The sequence below is a fragment of the Novosphingobium sp. genome (assembly GCF_027489515.1).
GTDB lineage: Bacteria > Pseudomonadota > Alphaproteobacteria > Sphingomonadales > Sphingomonadaceae > Novosphingobium.
This window is the reverse complement of sequence record NZ_JAIXZS010000053.1, coordinates 1-2,886: the sequence shown is the minus strand read 5'-3', so window position 1 is coordinate 2,886 and position 2,886 is coordinate 1. Positions and strand designations below refer to the sequence as shown.

At 62.8% G+C, this 2,886-nt stretch carries 8 protein-coding genes; all 8 read left to right on the top strand.

The window, feature by feature from the left end:
* The first annotated feature begins 54 nt into the window (after positions 1–54).
* On the top strand, positions 55–333 hold the full coding sequence (gene rpsS / locus Q0082_RS09405; RefSeq protein WP_054121074.1) for a 30S ribosomal protein S19: 279 nt from the start codon (positions 55–57) through the stop codon (positions 331–333).
* Entirely contained in the window at positions 333–716 is a 384-nt protein-coding gene (gene rplV, locus Q0082_RS09400) for a 50S ribosomal protein L22 (protein ID WP_298191838.1), read from the top strand. Before rpsS ends, rplV begins: the two co-directional genes overlap by 1 nt.
* Before the next feature lie 2 nt (positions 717–718).
* Complete coding sequence (gene rpsC, locus Q0082_RS09395) at positions 719–1,414, top strand: 30S ribosomal protein S3 (RefSeq protein WP_292949101.1); 696 nt, start codon at positions 719–721, stop codon at positions 1,412–1,414.
* Between the two features lie 15 nt (positions 1,415–1,429).
* Positions 1,430–1,864 carry a 50S ribosomal protein L16 gene (gene rplP / locus Q0082_RS09390; RefSeq protein ID WP_054121077.1) on the top strand — a complete coding sequence of 145 codons (435 nt, stop codon included), beginning with the start codon at positions 1,430–1,432 and terminating at the stop codon, positions 1,862–1,864.
* Positions 1,861–2,067: a 50S ribosomal protein L29 gene (gene rpmC / locus Q0082_RS09385; RefSeq protein WP_067913299.1), complete on the top strand. Its 207-nt coding sequence runs from the start codon at positions 1,861–1,863 to the stop codon at positions 2,065–2,067. The genes rplP and rpmC overlap by 4 nt, the downstream gene beginning before the upstream one ends.
* Before the next feature lie 11 nt (positions 2,068–2,078).
* Positions 2,079–2,348 (top strand): 30S ribosomal protein S17, encoded by a 270-nt coding sequence (rpsQ, locus tag Q0082_RS09380; protein WP_072379290.1) that lies wholly within the window; start codon positions 2,079–2,081, stop codon positions 2,346–2,348.
* 63 nt (positions 2,349–2,411) lie between these two features.
* Positions 2,412–2,780 carry a 50S ribosomal protein L14 gene (rplN, locus tag Q0082_RS09375; RefSeq protein WP_054121079.1) on the top strand — a complete coding sequence of 123 codons (369 nt, stop codon included), beginning with the start codon at positions 2,412–2,414 and terminating at the stop codon, positions 2,778–2,780.
* The coding region (locus Q0082_RS09370) for a KOW motif-containing protein (RefSeq protein ID WP_298191842.1) at positions 2,780–2,886 on the top strand (107 nt) is incomplete at its 3' end. The genes rplN and Q0082_RS09370, both read left to right, overlap by 1 nt.

The window sequence follows — 2,886 nt, the reverse complement described above, 5'->3', positions numbered from 1 at the left end:
ACGGACAAGATGATCATCCGTTCGCGTCACGCGAAGAAGAAGAGGTAACACCCCATGGCACGTTCCGTCTGGAAGGGACCCTTCGTCGACCTGCACCTCCTGAAGAAGGCCGAAGTGGCTCAGGATGCTGGTTCGCGTGCAGGTCCGATCAAGACCTGGTCGCGGCGTTCGACCATTCTGCCGCAGTTCGTTGGTCTGACGTTCAACGTCTACAACGGGCACAAGTTCATCCCCGTCTCGGTCAACGAAGAGATGGTCGGCCACAAGCTTGGTGAATTCGCGCCTACGCGCACGTTCCCGGGCCACGCCGCTGACAAGAAGGGCAAGCGCTAATGGGCAAGCCTAAGTCCCCGCGCCGCGTTGCGGACAACGAAGCGCTTTCGGTGGGCACGCAGATCCGCGGCTCGGCCCAGAAGCTGAACCTCGTTGCCGGCCTCATCCGCGGCAAGCGCGCCGAAGACGCAATGAACATCCTCGCCTTCTCGAAGAAGGCGATGGCGGTCGATGCGCGCAAGGTGCTCGCCTCGGCGATCGCCAACGCCGAAAACAACCACAACCTTGATGTCGACGCGCTCGTCGTCGCCGAGGCTTCGGTCGGCAAGTCGATCACGATGAAGCGCTTCCACACTCGTGGTCGCGGCAAGTCCACGCGCATCCTGAAGCCGATCTCGCGACTGCGGATCGTGGTTCGCGAAGCCACTGGTGAGGAGGCCTGATCATGGGTCACAAGTCGAACCCCATCGGTCTGCGCCTGCAGATCAACCGCACCTGGGACAGCCGCTGGTACGCGGAAGGCCGCAACTACCAGACGCTGCTTCGTGAAGATCTTGCCATGCGCAAGTTCATCATGGAGCACCTGCCGCAGGCCGCCATCTCGAAGGTGGTGATCGAGCGTCCGGCCAAGCTGTGCCGCGTGTCGATCTATGCTGCCCGCCCGGGTGTCATCATCGGCAAGAAGGGTGCGGACATCGAAAAGCTCCGCAGCCAGCTCGCCAAGATGACTGCGAGCGACGTGAAGCTCAACATTGTCGAGATCCGCAAGCCGGAAATCGATTCCAAGCTCGTTGCGCAGGGCATTGCCGACCAGCTCGTTCGCCGCGTGGCCTTCCGCCGTGCGATGAAGCGCGCGGTGCAGTCGGCGCTCCGTCTCGGTGCCGAAGGCATCAAGATCACCTGCGGCGGCCGTCTCGGCGGTGCGGAAATCGCCCGCGTCGAGTGGTACCGCGAAGGCCGCGTGCCGCTCCACACGCTGCGCGCGAACATCGACTATGCCGAAGCTGTGGCGCACACCGCCTATGGTGTGATCGGCATCAAGACCTGGATCTTCAAGGGTGAAATCCTTGGTCACGATCCCATGGCGCAGGACCGGCTGATGATGGAGGCTCAAACCTCCGGCGTCCGCCCGGCGCGCTAAGGTAGGTACAGAACCATGCTGCAACCGAAAAAGACCAAGTTCCGCAAGGCCTTCAAGGGCCGGATCAAGGGCGATGCCAAGGGTGGCACTGACCTCAACTTCGGTTCGTACGGCCTCAAGGCGCTCGAGCCGGAGCGGGTTACCGCCCGCCAGATCGAAGCGGCTCGCCGTGCGATCACCCGCCACATCAAGCGCCAGGGTCGTCTCTGGATCCGCGTGTTCCCCGATGTGCCGGTGTCGAAGAAGCCTGCCGAAGTCCGTCAGGGCAAGGGCAAGGGTTCGATCGAGTACTGGGCAGCCCGCGTGAAGCCGGGTCGCATCCTGTTCGAGCTCGACGGCGTTGCGGGTCCCCTCGCGGCGGAGGCGTTCAGCCGCGCTGCGATGAAGCTGCCGATCAAGACCAAGGTCGTTGCCCGTCTGGGTGACACCTCGCACCTCGGAGGCGAATGATGGCCAAGTTTGAAGACATGCGCGTCAAGTCCGACGATCAGCTTCAGGCTGACCTCGCCGAGCTGAAGCGTGAGGCGTTCAACCTGCGCTTCCAGGCGGCGACCAACCAGCTCGAACGGCCGGCCCGCATCCGCGAAGTCCGCCGCGACATCGCCCGTATCAAGACGCTGCAGACTGAGCGTTCTCAGTCGGCCAAGGCGTAAGGAACAACACTATGCCCAAGCGTATCCTGATCGGGACGATCGTCTCCGACAAGACCGACAAGACCGTCGTGGTCAAGGTCGAGCGCAAGGTGAAGCACCCGCTCTACGGGAAGATCATCCGCCGCTCGAAGAAGTACCACGCCCACGACGAGACCAACTCGTTCAAGGCCGGCGAGACCGTGCGCATCGAAGAAACCGCGCCGATTTCGAAGCTGAAGACGTGGAAGGTCGTTGACCGCGTGCAGGCCGGCAAGGCCGCTGCGATCGAAGCCGACGTCTAAGGCCCAAACAGTTTTGGAACTGCCGGACTGGTTCCGGCAAGCCAGTGAGAAGGAACCGGATCAATGATCCAGATGCAGTCCAATCTCGAAGTCGCTGACAACAGCGGCGCGAAGCGCGTCCAGTGCATCAAGGTGCTGGGCGGGTCGAAGCGTCGTTTCGCCAGCGTCGGCGATGTGATCGTCGTGTCGATAAAGGAAGCGCAGCCGCGTGCCCGCGTCAAGAAGGGCGACGTTCACCGTGCGGTGATCGTGCGTACCCGCAAGGATGTGCGCCGCGCCGATGGCAGCGTGATCCGCTTCGACACCAATGCCGCCGTGCTCGTCGGCAAGAACGAAGAGCCCATCGGCACGCGTATCTTCGGCCCCGTGGTCCGCGAACTGCGTGCCCGCGGCTTCATGAAGATCATCAGCCTTGCGCCGGAGGTGCTGTGATGGGTGCCGCTAAGATCAAGAAGGGCGACAGCGTCGTCGTTCGCTCGGGCAAGGACAAGGGCCGCACCGGCACGGTGCTGCAGGTTCTTCCCAAGGAAGACAAGGT